The organism is Streptomyces sp. NPDC104367 (genome assembly GCF_055583825.1).
The window spans coordinates 160,599-180,700 of sequence record NZ_JBVJND010000008.1; the positions used below are offsets into that span (position 1 = coordinate 160,599).

Sequence of the window (20,102 nt, forward strand, 5' to 3'; positions counted from 1 at the left end):
CGGTCGTGCGGGAGGTCGGTTGGCGTGGGCGCGGGACGGTTGTACACGGCCGTCGCTGCGGGGGGTTTCCGACGGTACGCGACGTATCGGGCGGCCACTGCGGCAGGGGTCTTCACCAACACGGTCTTCGGGATCATCCTCGTCTACACGTATCTGGCCCTGTGGGACGAGAAACCGCACCTCGGAGGCTATGACCAGGCCCAGGCCGTCACCTATGTGTGGCTCGGACAGTGCCTGTACGCCACCCTCGCCATCCAGGGCGGGGGTGTGGAAAAAGACCTGATGGAGCGTATCCGTACGGGTGAGATCGCGATCGACCTGTACCGTCCGGCCGATCTCCAACTGTGGTGGCTGGCGACCGATTTGGGCCGCTCGCTGTTCCAGATGCTGGGACGGGGGGTGATCCCGTTCGCGTTCGGCGCGCTGTTCTTCCCCATGTACCTGCCCACGGACGTGGCGACCTGGGCGGCGTTCCTGGTCTCCCTGCTGCTGGCGATGCTGGTCAGCTTCGGCATCCGCTACCTCGCCGCGCTGAGCGTGTTCTGGCTGCTGGACGGCATGGGCGTCAACCAGGTGCTGATGGTCCTGGGGATCTTCTGCTCCGGCATGACCCTGCCGCTGAACGTCTTCCCGGGCGCCCTCGGCGACCTCGTACGGGCCCTGCCGTGGGCGGCGCAGCTCCAGGTCCCGGCGGACGTCCTGCTGGGGGAGAGCGACCCGCTCGGCGCGTACGCCTTCCAGGCGGCCTGGGCGGTGGCCCTGCTGGCCACGGGCCGGCTGGTGCAGACGGCGGCGACCCGCCGGGTGGTGGTGCAGGGTGGCTGAGACACCGGAGCGGACCGAGCCGCCGGGGGCGGGTCTCCCACGGGTCCGGGAGGGGGTGCGGGCGTACCGGCTGATCGCCGGGATGTGGATCCGCTCCTCCCTCACCTACCGCGCGTCCTTCGCCGTCACCCTGACCGGCAACCTGGTGGTGACCGGCCTGGACTTCGCCACGATCCTCCTGATGTTCACCCAGGTCGACCGGCTCGGCGGCTGGACCATGCCCGAGGTGGCCCTCCTCTACGGTCTGTCCGTGACCGCGTTCGGCATCGCCGACCTGGTCTTCGGCTCGCTGGACGTGCTCGGCACCCGCATCCGCGACGGCTCCTTCGACACGCTGCTGGTCCGGCCGGCCCCGGTCCTCGCCCAGATCGGCGCCGACCGCTTCGCGCTGCGCCGGCTCGGCCGGATCGTCCAGGGCGGGCTGGTCCTGGCGTACGCGCTGAGCGTCGTCGACGTCGACTGGACCCCGCAGAAGGCGCTGCTGGTGCCGGTGACGGTGGTCAGCGGCGCGGTGATCTTCTGCGCGCTGTTCCTGGCGGGCGCGACCTTCCAGTTCGTGGCCGGGGACGCGGCCGAGGTGCAGAACGCGTTCACCTACGGCGGCACGACGCTGCTCCAGTACCCGCCGACGGTCTTCGGGAAGGACTTCGTGCGCGGGGTGACCTTCCTGCTGCCGCTGGCCTTCGTCAACTGGATCCCGGCCGCGTACCTCCTGGGGCGGCCGTACCCGCTGCGGCTCCCGCAGTGGACGGCGTGGTCGCCGCCGCTGGCGGCCGCGGTGGGCTGCGTGCTGGCGGGTCTGGCCTGGCGGGTGGGTCTCAGGTCGTATCGGAGTACGGGGAGTTGAGCATGTTCATCGAGGTCGACGAGGTCGAGAAGGTCTTCGAGGTACGCCGCAAGAGCGGTTTCCTGAAACGGGAGCGACGGCTGGTGCGGGCCGTCGACGGGCTCTCCTTCACGGTGGCGCGCGGCGAGATGGTCGGCTACATCGGCCCGAACGGCGCGGGCAAGTCGACGACGATCAAGATGCTGACGGGCATCCTCACCCCGTCCGGCGGCCGGCTGCGGGTGGCCGGCATCGACCCGTCCCGCGAGCGCACCAGGCTGGCCCACCGCATCGGGGTGGTCTTCGGCCAGCGCACGACCCTGTGGTGGGACCTCCCCCTGATCGACTCCTACCGGCTGGTGCACCGCATGTACCGCATCCCGCAGGCCCGTTACCGGGAGAACCTCGACCGCCTGGTCGAACTCCTCTCCCTGGAGCCCCTGCTGGACGTCCCGGTACGGCAGCTCTCGCTCGGCCAGCGGATGCGCGGCGACATCGTGGCGGCGCTGCTCCACGACCCCGACGTGCTCTACCTGGACGAGCCGACGATCGGTCTGGACGTCATCTCGAAGGCCAAGGTCCGTGAGTTCCTGCGTGAGTTGAACGAGGAGCGCGGCACCACGGTCCTGCTCACCACGCACGACCTCCAGGACATCGAGCAGCTCTGCTCCCGCGTGATGGTCATCGACCACGGCCGTCTGATGTACGACGGTCCGCTCGCCGGCCTGCACGAGGCGGGCGAGAGCGAGCGCACGCTGGTGGTCGACCTGGAACGCGAGTTCCCGCCGCTCGACGCGGGCCCGTCGGCCCGGGTGGTGAAGGTGGAGGGGCCCCGCCAGTGGCTGGCGTTCCCGGCGTCGGAGTCGGCGGCGCCGCTGGTGGCGCGGATCGCCGCGGAGTACCCGCTGGTCGATCTCTCCGTCAGGGAACCGGACATCGAGTCGGTGATCGCGAAAATGCTGCGGTCGCTGGGTGACACCCCCCGGCCCCCGTCGGAACGCACCAGCGCGTAGTGCCCGCCGGGCACAGCTCGTAGGCTGCTCGGTATGACCGACGATGCCCCGGAGCTGCGCGCCTCCGACGCCGATCGCGAGCGAGTCGCCGAGGTCCTCAGGGACGCCCTCGCGGAAGGGCGCCTCGACATGGAGGAGTTCGAGGAGCGGCTGGAGGCGACGTACAAGGCCCGTACGTACGGGGAGCTGACCCCGATCACCCGGGACCTGCCCGCGGTGTCCCCGTACAAGGCCCCGGCGGACCGCGGCGGTTGGGGCGGGCGGATCGTCGGCGGCGAGGGTTCGTCGACCTGGGCGGTGGCGGTGATGTCCGGGTTCCAGCGCAAGGGGCGCTGGACGGTGCCCCGGCGCTTCAACTGCTTCGCGTTCTGGGGCGGCGGCGAGATCGACCTGCGCGAGGCGTACTTCGCGGACGGCGAGGTCGTGATCAACTGCGTGGCGGTCATGGGCGGGATGAACGTCGTCGTCCCGCCGGGCATGGAGGTCGTGGTCCGCGGTATCGGCGTCATGGGCGGCTTCGACTCCCGTGAGGAGGGCACGCCGCCGGAGCCCGGCGCCCCCAGGGTCGTCGTCACGGGCTTCGCCTTCTGGGGCGGCGTCGGTGTCGAACGCAAGGTCACCCGGGCGGAACGCCTGCGCCTCAAGGAGGAGCGCCGCCAGGAGAAGCTGGACCGCAGGGCCTCCCGCCACGAACTCCACGCGGCGAGGCGCGAGCAGCGCGAGGAACGCCGCGAGGAGCGGGAGCGCCGCAGGCACGGCGGCCACTGAACGCCGGACCGGCACCCGCCCGCCGCCCGGCCCCGCCCTCTGCGCGGGATCTCCCCGAGGGCCCGCGGGAACTCCTGTTCCGTTCCGGGAGCAGGCCGGGAAGGGACAATAGGTGCGGGAGCGCCGTGAGGGCGCGACCGGCTGCGAACGGGTGGAGCGAATGGCGGAACGTACGGAAACGGCGGACGGGGCCGGCATCCCCTCCTACAAGTCCATGAACGCCTTCACACCCGCCGACGAGGAGCGCCGGCGCGGGGTACGCCGGATGAAGCGCACGGCGACGGGGCTGCTGCTGTTCGTCGCGCTGGTGTACGTCCTGGCGAAGTGGGCGTCCGGCGAGGGCGCCGGAGTCTGGGCGCAGTACCTGGCCGCGGCCGCCGAGGCCGGCATGGTCGGCGCGCTGGCCGACTGGTTCGCGGTCACCGCCCTCTTCCGCCACCCGCTCGGCCTGCCCATTCCGCACACCGCGATCATCCCCACCAAGAAGGACCAGCTCGGCGTCTCGCTCGGCGAGTTCGTCGGCGAGAACTTCCTCTCCCAGGACGTCGTACGGCAGCGGCTGCGCTCGGTCGGCATCGGCAGCCGCCTCGGCAGCTGGCTCGCGGAGCCGGAGCACGCCGACCGCGTCACGGCCGAGCTCGCGACGGCGCTCCGCGGCGCCCTGACCGTACTGCGCGACTCCGATGTGCAGGCGGTGGTCGGCGAGGCCGTCACCCGCCGGGCCGACGCCCAGGAGATCGCCCCCGGCCTCGGCAAGATGCTGGAGCGGATCGTCGCCGACGGCGGCCACAACCGCGTCGTGGACCTCGTCGTCACCCGCGCCCACGACTGGCTCGTGCTGCACGCGGACTCCGTGATGGACGCCGTCCAGGGCGGGGCGCCCGGCTGGACCCCGCGGTTCGTGGACCGCAAGGTCGGCGAGCGGGTCTACAAGGAGCTGCTGCGCTTCTGCGCCGAGATGCGGGACATGCCCTCCCACCCGGCGCGCGGGGCCCTCGACCGCTTCCTGGCGGACTTCGCGGGCGACCTCCAGTCCGACACCGACACCCGGGCGCGGGTCGAGCGGCTGAAGGGCGAGGTCCTGGGCCGCGGCGAGGTGCAGGACCTGATCGCGTCCGCCTGGACGGCCGTCCGGTCCATGATCGTCTCGGCCGCGGAGGACGAGCGCAGCGAGCTGCGGCTGCGGGTCCGGGCCTCCCTGATCTCGCTGGGCGCCCGGATGGCCTCCGAGCCCAAGGTCCAGGAGAAGGTCGACAGCTGGGTCGAGGGCGCGGCCGTGCACGTGGTGACGACGTACCGCAGGGAGATCACCTCCCTGATCACCGACACGGTGGCCGGCTGGGACGCGGAGCACACCACCCGGAAGATCGAGGCGCACATCGGGCGCGACCTCCAGTTCATCCGGATCAACGGCACGGTGGTGGGTTCGCTGGCCGGGGTGCTGATCTTCACGGCGTCGCGGGCGCTCGGGGCGTGACCCGCCCCGGGCGCCCGCGGCACGGCCGCCGGTACCGGTGTCACTCGGGGTCGGCGTCGAACTTCGAGGCCGCCCAGAAGTGGCCGAGGACCGCGAGCCCCACGCACCAGGCGACGGCGAGCCAGCCGTTGCCGCCGATGCGGGTGCCGAGCAGCAGGCCCCGCAGGGTCTCGATGGCCGGGGTGAACGGCTGGTACCTCGCGACCGGCTGGAACCAGCCCGGCATGGTGTGCAGCGGGACGAAGGCGCTGGACAGCAGCGGCAGCAGGATCAGCGGCATCGCGTTGTTGCTGGCGGCCTCGGCGTTCGGGCTGACCAGGCCCATGCCGACCGCGATCCAGGTGAGCGCGGTGGCGAAGAGCACGAGCAGCCCGAAGGCCGCGAGCCACTCCAGGGCGGTGGCGTCGGTGGAGCGGAAGCCGATGGCCACCCCGACGGCGCCGACGAGCAGCACGCTCAGCACGGACTGGAGCACGCTGCCGACGACGTGCCCGAACAGCACCGAACCGCGGTGGATCGCCATCGTGCGGAACCGGGCGATGATCCCCTCGCTCATGTCGGTGGAGACGGAGACCGCGGTGCCGATCGTGGTGGAGCCGATGGTCATCAGCAGGATGCCGGGGACGAGGTAGGCGACGTACGCGGAGCGGCCCGCGCCGCCGCTCATCGCCCCGCCGAAGACGTAGACGAACAACAACAGCAGCAGCACCGGGGTGAGCATCAGGTTCAGGGTGAGGGAGGGGTAGCGCCGGGCGTGCAGGAGGTTGCGCCGCAGCATGGTGGAGGAGTCGCGCACGGCGAGGGAGAGGGCGCTCATCGGGCAGTCTCCTTGGACTGGGCGGGGATGTCGGTGCCGCCGGTGAGGGCGAAGAAGACGTCGTCGAGGTCGGGGGTGTGCACGGTCAGCTCGTCGGCCTCCACGCCGGCCGCGTCCAGCCGGTCCAGGACGGAGCGCAGTTCGCGCTGGCTGCCGCCGCTCGGGATCCGGAGCGTGAGGGCCTCGTCGTCCCGGTCCGCCTCGCCCAGCGCGGAGGCGGCGTTCCGGTACGCGCCGGGGTCGGCGAAGCGCAGCCGGACGTGTCCGCCGGGCACGATCCGCTTCAGCTCCCCGGCCGTGCCCTCGGCGGCGATCCTCCCGTCGTGGAGCACGGCGATGCGGTCGGCGAGTTCGTCGGCCTCCTCCAGGTACTGCGTGGTGAGGAAGACGGTCACACCGCCGGCGACCAGCTCGCGGATGATCTGCCACATGGTGTGCCGCGAGCGCGGGTCGAGACCGGTGGTCGGTTCGTCGAGGTAGATGATCCGCGGGTCGCCGACCAGGGTCATGGCGATGTCGAGGCGGCGCTTCATGCCGCCGGAGTAGGTGGAGGCGGGCTTCTCGGCGGCCTCGGTGAGGTCGAAGCGCGCCAGCAGCTCGGTGGTGACCCGCCGTCCCTCGGACCTGGACAGGTGGTGCAGGTCCGCCATGAGCAGCATGTTCTCCTCGCCGGTGATCAGGCCGTCGACGGCGGAGAACTGCCCGGTGACGCCGATCGCGGCCCGCACGGACTGCGGGTCGGTGGCGAGGTCGTGACCGCCCACCCGGATCGGGCCGCTGCCGGCGCCGGGGGAGACGAGGGTCGAGAGGATCTTCACGGCGGTGGTCTTGCCGGCGCCGTTCGGGCCGAGCAGGGCGAAGATCGTGCCTTCCTCGACGGTCAGGTCGACGTCGTCGAGGACGGTCTTGTCGCCGTAGGACTTCCGCAGCCCGTGCGCCGCGATGGCCAGGTCGGTCATGAGAGGTGCCCCCTGTTTCCTGCTTCTGCGTGTCGTCTTCCGCGTTCCGTCGCCGCCGGCCGCGGACTACAGGCTGCGGGCGGTGATGTCGCCCTGCGCGGTGGTCGCGTGGATGGTCAGACCGGCGGCGCCGGCGTTCACGAGCGAGTTGCTGATACGGCCGTGGGTGGTGCCGGCGTCGAGGGTGGCCGAGGTGCCGCGGGCGGCGCCGACGCTGATGTCGCCCTGCCGGGTGTTCAGCGTGACGGCGCCGTGCCCGGCCTCCGCGATCCGGATGTCGCCGCGCCCGGTGCTGATCTCGGCGGGGCCGCCGAGCCGGCCGACGGTGATGTCGCCGTCGTGGGCGGTGAGGCGGGCGCTCGCGGCCTCGTCGAGCTTGACCGAGCGGTGGCCGCCCTCGAAGTCGACGTCGCCGAGCCGTCCGACGCCGCGGAACTCGGCGGCGCCCGACCTCGCCTCGACCCGGGAGCCGGCGGGCAGCTGCACGGTCACCTCGACGGACCCGGAGGCGCCGAGGACCCGGTGGGCCGGTGCCGGGGCCGCGATGCGCAGGACGCCGTCGGCGTACGCCACCTCGATCTGCTCCGCCGCCTTCACGTCCCGCCCCTTCGAGGCGTCCGCGGGCAGCACCTCGACGGTGGTGTCGGCACGGTCGGCGGCGATGAACCGGATACGGCCCGCGGGGATGTCGAGGACGGCCGAGACGGGGGCGGGGGTGGCGAACTTCTGCATCGTGCTCTCCTTCGATCCGTTGTTTCCGATGATGGAAACGCTACGTTGCGTTCATGGATTGGGCAACATACTTGTTGCGCAAGAATGCCGAATTCCCAGCTAGGACACGCAATTTCATTGCAATGGAGATGGATCTAATGCAACAGTCGCTCTTCCGTCCGTTGCAATGAGTGAACGCTGAAGGCTATGCTGGCAGCCCTCAGGGAACAGGAACGGAGACCGCGATGCCAGGAGGCAGACTCACCCAGCAGGAACGTCAGCAGATCGCGCTGGGGCTGGCCGACGGCCTCGCCTACGCGGAGATCGCCAGACGCCTGGACCGCCCGACCTCGACCGTCACCCGCGAGGTCATGCGCAACGGCGGCCCCACCGGCTACCGCGCCGACCTCGCCCACCGGGCCACCGAACAGCGCGCCCACCGCCGCAGGCGGACCACGGCCCGCGCGGGGAGGACGCCCGAGCGGACCGAGGGCCCCGACGCCCAGGCGGTACGCGCGTACGAGGAGGCGTTCGCCACCCTCCTCATGCAGCAGGGCCTGCCCAGGACGGCGGCCCGGGTGCTGGTCTGCCTCTACACCAGTGACGCGGGCAGCCTCACCGCGTCCGAACTGGTCCAGCGCCTGGAGGTGAGCCCGGCGTCCGTCTCCAAGACGGTCGGCCTCCTCGACTCCATGGGCCTCATCCGCCGGGAGCGCGACGAACGCCGGCGCGAGCGCTACTTCTCCGACAACGACGTCTGGTACCAGGGCATGATCGCCAGTGCCCGGTCCCACGCCCGGTTCGCCGAGACCGCGCGCCAGGGCGCCGAGATCCTCGGCCCCGGCACCCCGGCCGCCGTCCGCCTGGAGAACATCGCCCGCTTCGTCGACTTCGTCGGCGAGAGCATGCTCCGCGCGGCGGAACAGTCCCGCGACGTCCTCTTCACCCAGCCGCAGCCGCAGCCGCAGCCGCAGCCGCAGCCGCAGCCGCCGCAGTCGCAGCCGCGGTCACAGCCGCCACAGACGCCGCAGCCACCCCAGCCCCAGCCGCCGCAACCGCAGCCGGACGCTCCCGAGTCCTAGCCTCGCGCACCCGGCCGTGCGGGGCGCGGCAGGCGGCCGGGGCGCGCGAAGGTCCCGCCGGAGCCGCCGGAGCCGCCGGAGCCGCCGGAGCCGCCGGAGCCGCCGGAGCCGCCGGAGCCGCCGGAGCCGCCGGGCTCAGGCGCCGGTCGTCGATCCCGGCCGCACGATCATCAGGATCGTCACGGCGGCCCAGAGCAGGTTGAAGATCCCGGTGAACATGGCCAGCCGGACGGTCACCTGCCGGGTGGCGTCAACGGCGCCGCCCTCCACCAGCGCGCTCTGCCGGGGCAGCACCAGCGCGGCCAGCACGACCGCGGCGACCGCGGTGAGCGCGATCGACACGATCAGCCAGGCGCTGCCGAGCACGTGCATGTTGCTCGCCGTGGCGAACCCGAACACGGGGACGGCGACGCCGACGACGGCGTACACCTTGCAGATCCGGTGCAGCAGCTGGAGCGTCCCGGCGGTCCGGAGGTCGTCCGGCGCCGCCAGGGCACGCCGGGCGGCCGGCGGGAACATGCTGGCGGCGACGGTGACGGGACCGATCGCGACGATCGCCGCGATGACATGGACGGCGAGGAGGAACTTGGTCACGGCCACGACCGTAGGCGGCGGGTGGATCACGCGGAAGCGGCGATACTGCCACCGCCCGACGGATTCTCGCCAGCGCACGTGTCAGCGCACGTGTCAGCGCACGTGTCGGCACAGCGGGACCCGTTCCCGCCGTACCTCCACCCTTGGCCGCAACCCGTCGGCCGACTAGGTTCCTGCCATGCACACCGTCGCCGTCCTCGTCCTGGACCAGGTCGTCCCGTCCGACTTCACCGTGCCGATCGACACCTTCGGCTGGGCCCGGCTGCCCGACGGCCGGGACGCCTACCGGGTGCGGGTCTGCGGCCCGGCCGCCGAGGTGACGGCGGCGGGCGGCGCGTTCACGATCAGGGCGCCGTACGGGCTGGACACGCTGGCCGAGGCGGACACGGTCATCGTGCCGGGCGTCGCCGACCCGGCCGCCGTACCCGCGCCCGAGGTCGCCGACGCCCTGCGCGCGGCGGCGGCGAACGGCACGCGGATCGCGTCGGTCTGCGTCGGCGCGTTCGTCCTCGCCGCCACCGGCCTGCTCGACGGCCTGCGCGCGACCACCCACTGGGTCGCGGCCGGCACCCTGGCCGCGCGGCACCCGCGGATCGACGTCGACCCGAACGTCCTGTACGTCGACAACGGCCAGTTCCTGACCTCGGCGGGCGCGGCCGCGGCCATGGACATGTGCCTGCACATGATCCGCCGGGACCACGGCTCGGCGGTCGCCGCGCACACCGCCCGGATGTCCGTCATGCCGCTGGAACGGGAGGGCGGCCAGGCCCAGTTCATCGTCCACGACCAGCCGCGCCCGCCGGCCCCGGCGGGCGCCGCCCTGGAGCCGCTGCTGACCTGGCTGGAGGACAACTGCGGCCGCGACCTCACCCTGGACGAGGTCGCGGCGCGGGCCGGCATGAGCACCCGTACCCTCAACCGCCGCTTCCGCGACCAGACCGGCACGACACCGTTGCAGTGGCTCCACCGGGCCCGGGTGCGCCGGGCCCAGCACCTCCTGGAGACCACCGGCCACCCCGTCGAACGCATCGCGGCCCAGGCCGGCTTCGGCTCCCCGACGGCCTTCCGCGAACGCTTCCGCAGAGTCGTCGGCACCAGCCCCCAGGCCTACCGACGCGCCTTCCGCACCCCGTCCGACCCGTCCGACCCGTCCGGTCCTGCCGGTCCTGCCGGTCCCGCCGGCCAGCCCGGCCGGCCGGCTCCGGCGGCAGGTCCGCCGCCGACCCGGCCGGCTCACCGGCGCGGCCTTGTCAGTGGTGATCGATAGGGTCTGCGCACCTGATCAGCCGAGGAGTGCGGACGATGAGATCTCCGGCCGAACTGGACCGCGTCCAGTGGCACGCCCTGACCCACGCCTACGGTTCCGCCGAGGACGTCCCGGAGCTGATCAAGGCGCTCTACGGGAGCGACGGGGAGGCGGCCGACGAAGCGGTTCACGAGCTGCACGGCACCATCTACCACCAGGGCACGGTCTACCCGGCGTCGGCGCCCGCCGTCCCCTTCCTCGCGCACGCCGTCCGGCACGCCCCGGACAGGCGCGCCGAGCTGCTGATGCTTCTCGCCGTCCTCGCCGACCACGACCCGGCGGACGTCGACTCGCCGCGCTGGCCGCGCAGTTCGGTCGCCGCGGTCTGCGCCGAGCTCTGCCGCGTCCTCCCGGAGCTGCTGGTCTGCCTCCAGGACGCCGAGCGGGGGGTGCGCCGGGCGGCGCTGCGGGTGGTCGCGGCAGTGGCCGGGTTGCTCCCGGCGGAACAGCGGGCCTGCGTCACGGCGCGGCTCGACGACGTGTACGCCACCGATCCCGTGCCGTCGGTACGGGCGGACGCGGTGGTCGTCCTGGACCGGTTCGGACGGGAGACGGCGGCACTCGACAGCCCGCTGCCCGAGGTCAGACTGGCGGCGGCCATGCTGGCCGTCGCACGGTCCGGTCCGCCGTACCCGGCCGGCCCGACGGATGTGATCGCCGAGGACGGCGCCGACCCCGACCCGGGGGACGACGACTTCCCCTGGTCGGACACCGTCACCCAGGACGAGCGGCTCAGGCGCCTGCTCACCGGGGACCCGGACGCCGGTCTCACCGTGGCCGCCCGCTGGATCACGGCCGGAGACATCGGCTCGCGCGGTTCTCATCTGGCCGAGGAGATCGCCGAGACCTGGCGGGACCGGGAGCCGGCGGTGCTGGACCTGCTGGTGGCAGCCCTGCCCGAACAGAGGGGAGCCCGCGCCCTCGCCGCCCGCCTGCGCACCATCGGTCACTGGGCCGAGCTGCTGCCCGAACCGGACACCGGTCTCCGCGACACGCTGCACCGGTACGCGCGATCCGACGAGGAGACCGCCGGGCCGGCGCTTCTCGCCCTGGTGCGCTCCCGCGACTCCCGCGCACCGGAACTGGTCCTGAGCCGGCCCGGAGCCCGGCTTCTCGCGGCGACGGCGCGGCACTTCCCCGAGGCGGCCGACCGGCTGATCCCCGCCATCCGCCGTGAGCTGGCGGCGGGCGCCACCGGCAACGAAGGCATCTGCCTGGTCGAGGCTCTCGCGCCGTTCGGTGCCGCCGCCCGCCAGGCCCTGCCGGAACTCGTCGCGTGCCTCAGGACGCGCCGCGCGCCCGTCGTCGCCGCCCGCCGGCTCGGAGCCCTCGGTATCGCGACGGGAGAAGCCATCGACACGCTGCGCGAGGCCATGCGGAGCACCGACCCCGCCCTGCGTGCCGCGGCGGCCGCGGCCCACTACCGGCTGAGCGGGGACGCCGGTCCAGCACTTCGCACGTTCGAAGGGCTGCTCTCGGGGACGGCGGGCCGGACCGGCCGGCACCTGAGCGCCCTGGAGCCGCTGGGCAGCGCCGCCGCTCCGCTGCTGCCGTTCATGGAGCCCCTGCTCGGGGCGGTGGGCGAGTGGACGCGACTGGCCGCCGCCGAGGGACTCCACCGGATCACCGGCTCCCCGGACCGCGTCGTCCCCGTCCTCGCCGACCTGGTCGGCCCTGCTCCGGTCGGCCTCCACGCGCTCCGGGCCCTCGCCGCCACCGGACAGGTTCCGGAGGAACTCCGCCCCACCCTTCGCGCGTTCGCCTTCTCACCGCTGCGTCTGATCCACGACTGGTCGCTTCCGGGGCAGGACCATCCGGACGAGGAACTCCGCACCCTGTCCCGGACCCTGCTCACGGCCGGCTAGCCCACCGCCGCCTCGGCGGCCGCCCGACCGGTCGGCCGAGGCGGGTCGGCCGCGGGGGTCGTCCGGCCGGGGCTGCGGCGGTTGCCCGGGTGGGTCGGCGCAGTGGTCGTCCGGGCGGGTCAGCCGCGGCGGTCGGCGACGGCCCAGGACGCCAGTGCCACCGCGCCCGCGACCCCGAACACCGACGGCCAGGCGCCGACCTTCTTCGCCAGCGGGTGCGACCCGGCGAAGGCGGCGACGTACGCGACGGTCAGCGCCCCCGCCGCCTTCCCGCCCGCCCGCTGCCGCCACTGCTGCGCGGCCGCGGCCCCGGCGACGGCCAGCACCGCCCCGCCCAGCGGCCGCTTCTTCGTCCACCGGGCCACGCCGTACCCTCCGACGAGCCCGCCCGCCGCGATCACCGAACCGGGAACCCTGGCCATGCCCGCGCCTCCTTGTGTCCTGCCTGCGCCCTGCCTGCGTCCTGTCTGGATCTCCCGAGGCTAGCGCGGCGCCCGCGGCCTCCCCGAACCGCGCCCCGGAATGCTTCTAACAAAATTATCATCGAAATTGTTAACAATCCTGGGTCTCCTTGCCTACAGTCTGGGACGCGAACGAGCCACGTCACCCGCTGCACAAGGAGGTCTACGAGTGGAGATCAACCGCAGAACCGTAATCCGGGGCGCCACCGCCGTAGCCGTGTTCACGGTCGCCGAGAGCGCGGCGGGCACGGCGGGCACGGCCTTCGCCGGCACCTCGTCGTCGGGCGGTTCGTCGGGCAGCCCGGCGAGCACGTCCTCCGCGTACTCGCTGGAGTTCGACTCCACCGCCTGGTCGTACGACGCGACCAACGACGTGTACTACCAGATCGGCAAGATGTACGTGGCCGACCCGGCCGCGACGGACTACGAGCACCTGTCGGTCTACGTACCTGGCGCCTATCTGAAGGCCACCGCGAACAGCGACGGAACCACCTACACCGCGACGGTCGACCCCAAGGGCACCGTCGGCGGCTACTCGGGACGCACCGCGCCGATCGTCGTCCCGGTCAACACCCCCGGCTACGCGGGCCAGAAGCCGGCCACGTCCTACAGCTACGACAGCGTGTCGCAGTACCTGGAGGCCGGCCTCGTCTACGTGTGGCCGGGCCTGCGCGGCCGGGACTCCTCGACCAGCACCCGCTCCGACGCGGCGCCCTGGGGCGTGACCGACCTCAAGGCCGCGGTCCGCTTCCTGCGCTACAACCGCGCCGTCCTGCCCGGCAGCACCGACGACGTCTTCCTGTTCGGCATGAGCGGCGGCGGCGCCCAGGACACGGTGGCCGGCGCGTCCGGCGACAGCGCCCTCTACCACCCCTACCTGCGCACGATCGGCGCGGCCTTCGAGGACGCCGAGGGCCGCCCCCTCAGCGACGCGGTCGCCGGGGTCATGGCCTGGTGCCCGATCACCAGCCTGCACGAGGCCAACCTCTCCTACGAGTGGAACATGGGCCAGTTCGCCTCGACCGGCACCCGCGCGTCGGGCACCTGGACCAGCGCCTACTCGGCGGACCTCGCGAAGGCCTGGCCCAGGTACCTCAACCGCCTGGGCCTGCGCGACGAGCGGGGCAGGAGCCTGAAGCTGACCGAGTCCGCCGACGGCGTGTACCTGGCGGGCAGTTACCACGACCACCTCATCGAGGTGATCACCACCTCGCTGAACCACTTCCTGTCGGACAACACCTTCCCGTACACCATCACCACGATGGGCGGCCCGCCCGGATCGGGCTCCACCGGGTCCTCGACCACCTACGAGACGGTCGCCGACTACATCGCCTACCTCAACACCGACAGCACCTGGGTCACCTACGACGCCACCACCAACACCGCCACGGTGTCCGGCCTGGAGGGCTTCGCCAGGAGCCAGAAGAACGCGAACAAGCCGGTCGGCGCGTTCGACGGGTACTCCCGCGGGCAGACCGAGAACGGCGTCTTCGCCATGGGGCTCGACGCCCCGGCCCACTTCGCGCCGCTCACCCGTGACGTCGTCAAGGCGAACGAGTCGACGTACGCCACGTACGCGGACTGGGACTCCGGCTACGGCTCCGCCGCGTACGACAGCGACTTCGCGAAGAAGGACAGCGTCGGCAAGGACATGGCCTGGCGGGCCGACGCGTACAACCCGCTGTACTTCCTCTCGCCCGCCTTCGACGGCTACCGCCGCTCGCAGCCCGCCCGCCACTGGCGCATCCGCACCGGCATCATGCAGGGCGACACCGCCAACACGACCGAGATCAACATCGCGCTGGCGCTGCGGAACTACGGCATCCGTGACGTCGACTTCGCCACCGTGTGGGCCCAGGGCCACACGCAGGCCGAGCGCACCGGCGACTCGACGGCGAACTTCATCGCCTGGGTGGCCTCCGTCTCCGGACGGTGACCACCGGCCCCGACGGCCCGGGCGCGCGGCCGTGACGGGCGCCGCCGGACGTTCGTGGCTCCCCGGCGCACGACCGGGGAGCCACACCGCCTTGCCGCCAGCCGCCAGCCGCCAGCCGCCAGCCGCCAGCCGTCCGTCGGCAGTCCGTCAGTCGTCGGCAGTCCGTCAGCCGTCCGTGGCGGTGACGTCCGAGGCGTACACCAGGGCGACCCGGTGGTTGTACTGGATGGTGTACATCGCCTTGCCGCCGGTGACGACCGTGCCGCTGGAGGGGAAGAAGTCGTCCGTGAGGGACGGCGCCACCGTGGCCACGTAGGCCTGGCCGGCCGGGACGGTGTACATGCTCAGCGGGGCCTGCGTCGAGGGCGACAGGCCCGCGGGGTACTCGGCGGCGTCCGGGTAGCTGGAGCCGTACACCGCCACCGGGGAGTCACCGGCCGCAGCGATCACCTTCACCCCGTGGGCGGGCGCGGTGTTGCAGCCGTGCGGGTTGTGGAACCACACCTTCGAACCGCCGTACCAGACGGCGGTCCAGTCCCCGTCCTGTCCCGCGACCACGAACTGCTGTCCGGCCGCCGCGGTGCTGCCCCAGTCGTTGATCCGGTCGGTGCCGGCCGCGCCCGGGTGCAGCGCCTGGTCCCCGAAGAGGGGCGCCGTGTCGCTCGGTTCGGTGCGCAGGTAGACGAAGTCGGACGGCTGCCGCGTCTCGGTGCACTCGGTGGTGGCGCCGGTCGGGTCGTCGGACGGGCAGATCTGCACGGTCTGCGTGTTCCCGTCGAAGCGCGGCGCGATGGTGACCACCGAGCCGACGGGACCGACGCCGTGCCGCCCGGTGCGCTCCCCGAGCAGGCTCATGAACCGGTTCCAGTCCCAGGACGGCCCCGGGTCCCAGTGCATGCCGGAGACCAGCGACGACTTCGGCCCGGCGACGTTGTCGTGCCCGATGATGTGCTGCCGGTCCAGCGGTATGCCGAATCGGTCGGCGAGGTACTCGACCAACTCGGCCGTGGCCTCGTACTGCGCCTTGGTGTACCAGGTGGCACCGTGCGCGGCGTACCCCTCGTGCTCGATGCCGATCGAGTGCATGTTGGTGGAGTAGTTGCCCGCGTGGAAGGCCAGGTCCTTCGTGGGCACCATCTGCGTCACCGCGCCGTCGGAGGACCGCATGACGTAGTGCGCGGCGGAGCCGCCCGCCTGCTGGAAGAGGGAGACGGCGGCGTCGTACGACGTCTCGGTGTCGTGGATGACGATGGAGTCGATCCGGATGCCGTCGGCGGGGCGGTCGGCGACCTGCCCGTTGGACGCGGCCGCCGGAACGAACGTGCAGGCGACGGTCGTCGGGCACTCGGTGTCCGTGGTCGCCGCGGACGCCAGGTCCAGGGCGGCCAACTGGCCGGTGGCCGGGGTGACATCGCTGTCGGCCGCCAGACGCACGTGCTCGCCCTCGGCCGTGGTGCGGCCGGCGCCCTTCTCGACCGTGGCGAACACCCGGTCGGCGAAGGCCGAGGCACCCTGCCGCACGCCGGACTGGCTGTAACGGGCCACCGCCCCGTACCAGTTGCCGGGGTCCGCCGCCTCCTCTCCGCCGGCCCCGGTCACCGCCTTCTGGTACGAGGCGAGCAGCGCCGCGCCGCCGCGGATGTTGGCGCCCGGGTCGGTGCGCAGCTCCTCGGCCGACAGGCCGGTCAGCTTCGCGGCGGCCTGAAGGGTGTGCAGGGCCGGATCGGCGGCGAGCCGCGCCAGTTCCCCGCGCCCGGCCGCGCCCGCGTCGCCGCCGGCCATCATGGCCGGGGTGACGTCCGTCAGGTGCATCGGCCCGTAGCCGCCGTCCGTGCTGTGCTGCCCGACGTGCGTGTCCCAGGCCGACTCCTGGTAGGCCACGGCCAGCAGCACCTGCCGCGGCACGTGGTACGCGTCGGCGGCGGCCGTGAACTCCTGCTGCAGCGTGGGATCCGCCGCGTCCGCGGCCAGCGCCGGTCCCGGCACGGCCGCCCCACCCGTGACGGCGAGCGCGGCGACGACGGTCATCAGGACCGGACGCCGACGCCTCGACGCGTCGGCGCGTCTGGATTTGCTAGTGGTCATGAGCAGTGGATGATTCCCCCGGGCCGAACACACGTCAACTCATCCTGCATATAGCTGACTTGCGCACCCCGACGGCGTCCCGTGCGCCCCGCGCCCCCGTCCTGTCCGACCGCCATGAGACAGTCGGCGCACCACCGTCAGACCAATCCCCCCAATCCCCAGCCGAAGAGAAGAGCACCATGAGAACGCTGCCCGCCGTCACCGGCCGCAAGGAGTTCGACGCCCTGGTCGTCCGGACCGACTACGAGGACGACCGCGCCTGGCAGGACGTGACGGCAGCGCTGACGGCGCCCTGGGGGGACGGCGCGTACGAGGCCCACGTCCACTTCGTCGACGACCCGGCCTGGGCGGACGCGGCCGTCGACGAGATACTCCCCGTGGTCTCCGTCGACGAGGACCTCTCGGTGGTGTTCCTGGCCGACCGCACGACCATGACCTCCGCGGACCACCCCTTGCTCGCGGTCACCACCCTCACCCGGGAGGAGTGCGAGGACGACGAGGACTACGAGCAACTCATCGAGTTCGGCACCGAGTTCCGCACCACACCACCCGGCGTCCACGACGTCCACGCCAACCTGAGCATCGGCAACCTCGGCTTCGAGGAATACGCGGAATGGGCCCAGGACGACGACGAGGGCGTCTACCGGTCGGCTTGACGGCCACCGCTCACCGCACGGCCTCAGTCCTTGGGCTCCACTGGAAACGGCAGCTTCTCCGCCCAACTGGCCAGAGCAGTCACGGCGATCCGGCGGGATTCCCCGCCCACCGCGGTCTCCGTAAGCAGCCCGCGCTCCGCGTTGGGGACGGCGAGTTCACGGTAGTACTGGAGATCCTCGAAGCCGTTGACCGCGACGTCGTGACTGGTGGCGGCGTAGACGAGACGCGAGACGCGGGCCCAGTAGCAGGCGACCAGACACATGGGGCACGGCTCGCTGCTGGAGTACATCACCGCCTCCTCCATGAGATGGCGGCCGAGCCTTTCCCCGGCCGCGCGCAGTGCCATGACCTCGGCGTGCGCGGTCGGGTCCCGGAGTTCGATGACCGAACTGGTGCCGGTGGCCACGACCTCCCCGTCGATGACGACCAGGGCACCGAACGGGGTCTTGCCCTCATCCTCCAGAGCGTGGCGGGACAGGTCGACGGCCTGGGCGAGAAAGGCGTGGTCTGCGGGGATCTCGGGGGAGAGGGGCACCGGTTCTCCAAGTCTTCACATGTGGATGGAGGGATCGGCGTCGCCGAAGGGGCCGTCCAGGTCCATGTCGTAGCCCGTGAGGGGCGTGGTGGCGCCGACCGTATGGATGATGTCCAGCGCCGGTCCGGCCCGCAGGTGGTCGGTCCAGTCGCCGTTGTCCAGCACTTCGACCATATCCGGAATGGGCGCGGACGCCCGGTCGCCGCCCAGGATGAGCCGGTGGATCCTGGGTGCCGTCCGGCCGTCCCCGCAGAGCAGCAGCGTGGTGGCCGCCATCCGGAGCTGCCACTCCTCGAACACGCGGGCGTCCGCGGCGAACTCGACGGGCAGGCTGTGCAGGACCACGCGGTCGACGGTGAGGCCGGTCCCGCGCCGTAACTGGGCCTGCATGACCGCCTGGTCGGTCTCGTTGCGGAGGCCGAGGAGGCCTGGCCGCAACCACATCGGATCGCACTGTACGACGACGGCGGCCGTCACCGTCTCCGATTCCAGCGCGGCGAGCCGTGCGTGCCAGCCGTCCAGGTCCAGACCCGGATCCGTCATGTTCCCTCCCCGGTGCGCGACCCGACCAGGGTCAGGACCCTCAGGCCCACGACGACCGCCTCGGCTGGATCCGTCTCCGCGACCGCGGCGGCGCCGGGCAGGATCCGGGCGGCCAGAGCGGCGGTGATGCGCAGGCTCACCGAGGGAAGCAGGGCGAGGAAGCGGCGCAGTTCCGCGTCGCCTCCGCCGGGCGCGAGCGGAGCCAGCCTGCACGCGATGGCGAGGATCACCGCGGCGGGCCGGAGCTGCGGCTCCACGTGCGGGGCGGGCACCCGGAACGCGCGGCCGGCCCGCACGTGGTGCACCCGCTCGCTCACCGACCCGGCCGCGGCGGTACGGGAGAGCAGCCGGAGCAGCGCGGTACGCCCCTCCTCGGCGGTGCCGAAGTACCGGTGTGTGGCGAACGTCCGCAGGTACGCGCCCAGCAACTGGTGATCGGGGGTGAACTCGGGCCGCACGAACTCCGGAGGGTGCGCGACCCGGCAGTCCCGCAGGGTGGCGAGCGCGGTCACCGACGCCAGGGCCCAGAAGTGGTCGTACTCCGCTACGTCCCCGAAAGCCGCCCGCGACGCGTCCGCGGCCGGAGTGCGCACGGCCTCGGCGCCCGCGAACAGCGCCGTACGCAGCCGCGTGAGAATGGACGCCCCGTCCCAGTAGTTCCCGATGAACTTCGTGCCGGTGAGAATCTCGTACACGCCGTACAGGGCCCCGGCCTGGTGCGCACCGTGGAACTCGGTGAAGTCCGCGCTCCACAGCAGGACCTGCGCAGGCTCGGGCAGCAGGGTGCCGATCTCGTCCGGGCCGCTTGCCGTCTTCGGGTCCGGGTCCACACACCGCAGGATCCTCGACCGGGCGTCGGTGCTCAGCGCGACCAGCTCACGGGCGGACCGGTTGGACGCGACGCCCCGCACCGACATCAGCAGCGCGGTCTCGGCCAGCCAGGCCAGGTACCGGCTGAGGGCACCGAGAGGCGAGGCCGGGTCGGGCATCCGCCGGCACAGCCGGACGACGGAATCGACCAGCGTGTGGGCGCAAGCGGTGACCTGGATCGGGTCGGCCCCGCTGACGAGGGCGGCGCGGGCGAGCCGGTGCAGGACGTCGATGTGCAGCGCGATCGCGTTCCCGGCCGCCTCGCCGCCCACCTCTGCATCGGCCAGCTGCTCCACCAGGTGCCGGACGGCGGTCGGGTCGTTGCTGGTGACGGCCTGGCTGATCGCGCTGAGGTAGGCGTTGACGACCGGACCGTCCTCGAAGTCCCGCTGTGACGGTCCGCCCCTTACCTCCCCGAGAGCCTGGGCCAGCGTCCGGCACAGCAGCCGGTTGCGCCCTTTGGCACCGGCCAGCCCGAAGAGCTGAACGAACGAGAAGATCCCGAAGACATTGGCCAACAGGAACAGCAGCGCGCCGTACGTCGCGCTGACCGGGCTGTCCCACAACAGCCCGCACCCGGTGAACAACGCGGCGAACCATCCGACGAGCACCCACTCCCGGAAGGCGATGTGGCCGTCTATCGCCCCGAGCGAGGGCCACGAACTCGCCGCCGAGAACGTCAGGGCGAAGATCACGGCCTCGCCGGTCAGCAGCGTGGCGAAGAACGCGATGCTGAACTGGGTCGCCGCCACGACGTCATCGGCATCGCGCG

The 20,102-nt window shown here is 72.4% G+C and carries 19 protein-coding genes; 10 read left to right on the forward strand and 9 right to left on the reverse strand.

Annotated features, from left to right (window positions below; translation table 11 throughout):
- The first annotated feature begins 24 nt into the window (after window positions 1–24).
- The 5 genes from ACZ619_RS14485 to ACZ619_RS14505 all read left to right on the forward strand — a co-directional run bounded on the left by ACZ619_RS14485 (window position 25) and on the right by ACZ619_RS14505 (window position 4,909).
- Window positions 25–825, forward strand: coding sequence for an ABC transporter permease (locus ACZ619_RS14485; protein ID WP_469598470.1), 801 nt, complete (start codon window positions 25–27; stop codon window positions 823–825).
- Window positions 826–907: 82 nt separating this feature from the next.
- Window positions 908–1,672, forward strand: a complete 765-nt coding sequence (locus ACZ619_RS14490; protein WP_469598750.1) for an ABC transporter permease — start codon at window positions 908–910, stop codon at window positions 1,670–1,672.
- 2 nt (window positions 1,673–1,674) lie between these two features.
- Entirely contained in the window at window positions 1,675–2,664 is a 990-nt protein-coding gene (locus ACZ619_RS14495) for an ABC transporter ATP-binding protein (RefSeq protein ID WP_469598473.1), read from the forward strand.
- Window positions 2,665–2,697: 33 nt separating this feature from the next.
- The gene (locus ACZ619_RS14500) at window positions 2,698–3,432 is read left to right on the forward strand and encodes a DUF1707 SHOCT-like domain-containing protein (RefSeq protein ID WP_469598475.1); all 735 of its coding nucleotides are present in this window, start codon (window positions 2,698–2,700) and stop codon (window positions 3,430–3,432) included.
- Window positions 3,433–3,592: 160 nt separating this feature from the next.
- Window positions 3,593–4,909, forward strand: a complete 1,317-nt coding sequence (locus ACZ619_RS14505; RefSeq protein ID WP_469598477.1) for a DUF445 domain-containing protein — start codon at window positions 3,593–3,595, stop codon at window positions 4,907–4,909.
- Between the two features lie 40 nt (window positions 4,910–4,949).
- Here ACZ619_RS14505 and ACZ619_RS14510 read toward each other — a convergent pair whose 3' ends face one another.
- The 3 genes from ACZ619_RS14510 to ACZ619_RS14520 all read right to left on the reverse strand — a co-directional run bounded on the left by ACZ619_RS14510 (window position 4,950) and on the right by ACZ619_RS14520 (window position 7,417).
- Window positions 4,950–5,726, reverse strand: coding sequence for an ABC transporter permease (locus ACZ619_RS14510; protein WP_469598479.1), 777 nt, complete (start codon window positions 5,724–5,726; stop codon window positions 4,950–4,952).
- Window positions 5,723–6,685, reverse strand: coding sequence for an ATP-binding cassette domain-containing protein (locus tag ACZ619_RS14515; protein ID WP_469598481.1), 963 nt, complete (start codon window positions 6,683–6,685; stop codon window positions 5,723–5,725). Before ACZ619_RS14515 ends, ACZ619_RS14510 begins: the two co-directional genes overlap by 4 nt.
- A 66-nt stretch (window positions 6,686–6,751) precedes the next feature.
- A complete protein-coding gene (locus tag ACZ619_RS14520; RefSeq protein ID WP_469598483.1) occupies window positions 6,752–7,417 on the reverse strand; it encodes a DUF4097 family beta strand repeat-containing protein in 666 nt (221 codons plus the stop codon).
- 224 nt (window positions 7,418–7,641) lie between these two features.
- Between ACZ619_RS14520 and ACZ619_RS14525 the strand changes: the two genes are divergently transcribed.
- Window positions 7,642–8,478: a GbsR/MarR family transcriptional regulator gene (locus ACZ619_RS14525; RefSeq protein ID WP_469598485.1), complete on the forward strand. Its 837-nt coding sequence runs from the start codon at window positions 7,642–7,644 to the stop codon at window positions 8,476–8,478.
- A gap of 135 nt (window positions 8,479–8,613) precedes the next feature.
- Here the strand turns inward: ACZ619_RS14525 and ACZ619_RS14530 are convergent, their stop codons facing one another.
- Window positions 8,614–9,072, reverse strand: coding sequence for a hypothetical protein (locus ACZ619_RS14530; RefSeq protein ID WP_469598487.1), 459 nt, complete (start codon window positions 9,070–9,072; stop codon window positions 8,614–8,616).
- 178 nt (window positions 9,073–9,250) lie between these two features.
- On the opposite strand from ACZ619_RS14530, the gene ACZ619_RS14535 reads away from it, so the two are divergent.
- Together ACZ619_RS14535 and ACZ619_RS14540 are read left to right on the forward strand one after the other, a co-directional pair.
- On the forward strand, window positions 9,251–10,339 hold the full coding sequence (locus ACZ619_RS14535) for a GlxA family transcriptional regulator (protein ID WP_469598489.1): 1,089 nt from the start codon (window positions 9,251–9,253) through the stop codon (window positions 10,337–10,339).
- Between the two features lie 35 nt (window positions 10,340–10,374).
- A complete protein-coding gene (locus ACZ619_RS14540) occupies window positions 10,375–12,243 on the forward strand; it encodes a thioesterase domain-containing protein (protein WP_469598491.1) in 1,869 nt (622 codons plus the stop codon).
- Between the two features lie 119 nt (window positions 12,244–12,362).
- On the opposite strand, the gene ACZ619_RS14545 is transcribed toward ACZ619_RS14540, so the two are convergent.
- Window positions 12,363–12,665: a hypothetical protein gene (locus tag ACZ619_RS14545; RefSeq protein ID WP_351322987.1), complete on the reverse strand. Its 303-nt coding sequence runs from the start codon at window positions 12,663–12,665 to the stop codon at window positions 12,363–12,365.
- A gap of 208 nt (window positions 12,666–12,873) precedes the next feature.
- Between ACZ619_RS14545 and ACZ619_RS14550 the strand changes: the two genes are divergently transcribed.
- The gene (locus ACZ619_RS14550) at window positions 12,874–14,640 is read left to right on the forward strand and encodes an esterase (protein WP_469598493.1); all 1,767 of its coding nucleotides are present in this window, start codon (window positions 12,874–12,876) and stop codon (window positions 14,638–14,640) included.
- Between the two features lie 165 nt (window positions 14,641–14,805).
- Here the strand turns inward: ACZ619_RS14550 and ACZ619_RS14555 are convergent, their stop codons facing one another.
- A complete protein-coding gene (locus ACZ619_RS14555; RefSeq protein WP_469598495.1) occupies window positions 14,806–16,725 on the reverse strand; it encodes an N-acetylmuramoyl-L-alanine amidase in 1,920 nt (639 codons plus the stop codon).
- Between the two features lie 179 nt (window positions 16,726–16,904).
- On the opposite strand from ACZ619_RS14555, the gene ACZ619_RS14560 reads away from it, so the two are divergent.
- Window positions 16,905–17,381 carry a DUF6924 domain-containing protein gene (locus ACZ619_RS14560; protein ID WP_469598497.1) on the forward strand — a complete coding sequence of 159 codons (477 nt, stop codon included), beginning with the start codon at window positions 16,905–16,907 and terminating at the stop codon, window positions 17,379–17,381.
- Window positions 17,382–17,404: 23 nt separating this feature from the next.
- Here ACZ619_RS14560 and ACZ619_RS14565 read toward each other — a convergent pair whose 3' ends face one another.
- The 3 genes from ACZ619_RS14565 to ACZ619_RS14575 are packed head-to-tail and all read right to left on the reverse strand — an operon-like array spanning window position 17,405 to window position 20,082.
- The gene (locus tag ACZ619_RS14565) at window positions 17,405–17,917 is read right to left on the reverse strand and encodes a nucleoside deaminase (protein WP_469598499.1); all 513 of its coding nucleotides are present in this window, start codon (window positions 17,915–17,917) and stop codon (window positions 17,405–17,407) included.
- 15 nt (window positions 17,918–17,932) lie between these two features.
- The gene (locus ACZ619_RS14570) at window positions 17,933–18,460 is read right to left on the reverse strand and encodes a hypothetical protein (protein ID WP_469598501.1); all 528 of its coding nucleotides are present in this window, start codon (window positions 18,458–18,460) and stop codon (window positions 17,933–17,935) included.
- The gene (locus ACZ619_RS14575; RefSeq protein ID WP_469598502.1) at window positions 18,457–20,082 is read right to left on the reverse strand and encodes a hypothetical protein; all 1,626 of its coding nucleotides are present in this window, start codon (window positions 20,080–20,082) and stop codon (window positions 18,457–18,459) included. The genes ACZ619_RS14570 and ACZ619_RS14575 overlap by 4 nt, the downstream gene beginning before the upstream one ends.
- Window positions 20,083–20,102 lie beyond the last annotated feature (20 nt).

Bases quoted from the DNA above. Each gene is read 5' to 3' on its own strand.
- ACZ619_RS14535 (WP_469598489.1), top strand. From the start codon at position 9,251: ATGCACACCGTCGCCGTCCTCGTCCTGGACCAGGTCGTCCCGTCCGAC.
- ACZ619_RS14545 (WP_351322987.1), bottom strand. From the start codon at position 12,665: ATGGCCAGGGTTCCCGGTTCGGTGATCGCGGCGGGCGGGCTCGTCGGA.
- ACZ619_RS14540 (WP_469598491.1), top strand. From the start codon at position 10,375: ATGAGATCTCCGGCCGAACTGGACCGCGTCCAGTGGCACGCCCTGACC.
- ACZ619_RS14490 (WP_469598750.1), top strand. From the start codon at position 908: ATGTGGATCCGCTCCTCCCTCACCTACCGCGCGTCCTTCGCCGTCACC.
- ACZ619_RS14520 (WP_469598483.1), bottom strand. From the start codon at position 7,417: ATGCAGAAGTTCGCCACCCCCGCCCCCGTCTCGGCCGTCCTCGACATC.
- ACZ619_RS14510 (WP_469598479.1), bottom strand. From the start codon at position 5,726: ATGAGCGCCCTCTCCCTCGCCGTGCGCGACTCCTCCACCATGCTGCGG.
- ACZ619_RS14495 (WP_469598473.1), top strand. From the start codon at position 1,675: ATGTTCATCGAGGTCGACGAGGTCGAGAAGGTCTTCGAGGTACGCCGC.
- ACZ619_RS14500 (WP_469598475.1), top strand. From the start codon at position 2,698: ATGACCGACGATGCCCCGGAGCTGCGCGCCTCCGACGCCGATCGCGAG.
- ACZ619_RS14505 (WP_469598477.1), top strand. From the start codon at position 3,593: ATGGCGGAACGTACGGAAACGGCGGACGGGGCCGGCATCCCCTCCTAC.
- ACZ619_RS14560 (WP_469598497.1), top strand. From the start codon at position 16,905: ATGAGAACGCTGCCCGCCGTCACCGGCCGCAAGGAGTTCGACGCCCTG.
- ACZ619_RS14570 (WP_469598501.1), bottom strand. From the start codon at position 18,460: ATGACGGATCCGGGTCTGGACCTGGACGGCTGGCACGCACGGCTCGCC.
- ACZ619_RS14525 (WP_469598485.1), top strand. From the start codon at position 7,642: ATGCCAGGAGGCAGACTCACCCAGCAGGAACGTCAGCAGATCGCGCTG.
- ACZ619_RS14555 (WP_469598495.1), bottom strand. From the start codon at position 16,725: ATGACCACTAGCAAATCCAGACGCGCCGACGCGTCGAGGCGTCGGCGT.
- ACZ619_RS14515 (WP_469598481.1), bottom strand. From the start codon at position 6,685: ATGACCGACCTGGCCATCGCGGCGCACGGGCTGCGGAAGTCCTACGGC.